General features: G+C 72.5%; 1 protein-coding gene and 1 pseudogene. One reads left to right on the top strand and one right to left on the bottom strand.

Features of this window, described 5'->3' with window-relative positions; translation table 11 throughout:
• Positions 1-327, top strand: a pseudogene (locus ACYVE9_RS26245) (hypothetical protein); the annotation flags it as partial.
• An 83-nt stretch (positions 328-410) separates the two neighbouring features.
• Here ACYVE9_RS26245 and ACYVE9_RS26250 read toward each other — a convergent pair.
• Positions 411-1,391 (bottom strand): ABC transporter substrate-binding protein, encoded by a 981-nt coding sequence (locus ACYVE9_RS26250; protein WP_461030383.1) that lies wholly within the window; start codon positions 1,389-1,391, stop codon positions 411-413.
• Positions 1,392-1,533: the final 142 nt, after the last annotated feature.

Consider the following 1,533-nt stretch of genomic DNA (forward strand, 5'->3'; position numbering starts at 1 on the left):
GTGGTGGAGCTGCTGGCGGCGCTGGCCCTGGTGGCCGGGGCCGCGCTGGGTTCGCTGGTCGCGCTGGGTGTGGGCTGGGTGCTGGCCTGGTGGTCGCCCCGGCTCAGCCGCCTCGAAGCCAAGTGGGCGGTGCTGGGCATGCCGGGACTCGTGGTGGGCGCCGGCCTGGTGTGGTTGTGGGGACGCGCGGACGGCCGGTGGGGTGATCCGATCGCCGACGGCCAGGTGCAGGAGGCGCTGACCGGCGCCTATCCGTGGGTGCTCCGGGGTGCGGCGGTCGCCAGTGCCCTGTTCCTGGTCTGGCGCGCCCGCCGCCCGGCGGGCTGACCCACCGCCGATGTCTCAGGGGCGAGCCGGGGGCGTCCGGTGCCCCGCCCCGGGGGCCGGCTGCGCGCCCCCGGGGTCTGCGGTCACTTGGCGAGCTTCTGCTCGATCTCGTCGAGAATGGTCTCCGCCGCGGTGTAGCCGATGCCCTGGATCCAGGTCTCGTCGTTCACGCGGAAGACGTTGCCGTCCTTCGTGACCTGCATGTCCTTCCACAGTCCGCTGTCCACGGCCTTCGCCTCGCCGGACTCGGCCGGGTCCCCGTAGGAGGTGTAGAAGACGACGTCCGCGTCGGCCTTGTCGACCTGCTCGGGGCTGATCTCCAGCATCAGGCCGTCGTAGGCGGTGGCCTTCTCCACGATCGCCGGCCGGCCGAGGCCCACGTCCTTGAGCACGGTGGCGATGTAGCTGCCGTCGCCGTAGATGCGGGTGTCGGCACCCTCGACGAACCGGACCACGTTGGTCTCCAGCTCCTTCGCCGCCTTCTGACCGCCGAGGGCCTCGGTCACCTCGTCGGCGTGGCTGCGGTAGTCGGTGACGACCTTCTCGGCCTCGGTCTCCTTGCCGAGGGCCTCCGCGTGCAGCTCGAAGTTCTCCTTCCACTCCAGCCCGGTGGACTCGGTGAAGACGGTCGGGGCGATCTTCGACAGCTCGTCGTAGCGCTCCTCGTCGCGCACGTCGCTGCCCAGGATGAGGTCCGGCTCCAGCTCGGCGATCTTCTCCAGGTTGGGAGCGGCGATCTTGCCGACGTCGGCGATGCCCGCGGTCTGCTTGTCCGACAGGTACGTCAGGAATCCGGAGGCGACGTCCGAGCGGGTGGCGCCGACCGGCTTCACCCCGAGGGTGAGCGCCGAGTCCAGCTCCGCCGTGTCCAGCACGACGACCCGCTTCGGTTCCTCGGGCACCTCCACCTCGCCGTGCGCGGTCTGCACGGTACGGGTGCCGTCCGCGCCGGCGTCCCCGGAGTCGGAACCGGAACCGGAGTCGGAGCCGCCGCAGGCGGTGAGCCCCAGCGTGCAGGTCAGCGCCACGGCGGCGGCGGTCAGGGTACGGCGGTCGAGCGTCATCAGAGGGCCTTTCCTGGATGGGCGTCGGGTCCTGGGGGTGCGTCGCGGGGGGTGGAGTCCGAAGACGGGGCGGGGCCCGTGGGTGTGACGCGGCCGGCCGGCGTGCCGGAACGGCCCGCCGCGGGGCCGGCGTGGGACGGCT

Source organism: Streptomyces sparsus (assembly GCF_054776295.1).

Coding starts and splice junctions, on each gene's coding strand:
- ACYVE9_RS26250 (WP_461030383.1), bottom strand. CDS start 1,391: ATGACGCTCGACCGCCGTACCCTGACCGCCGCCGCCGTGGCGCTGACC.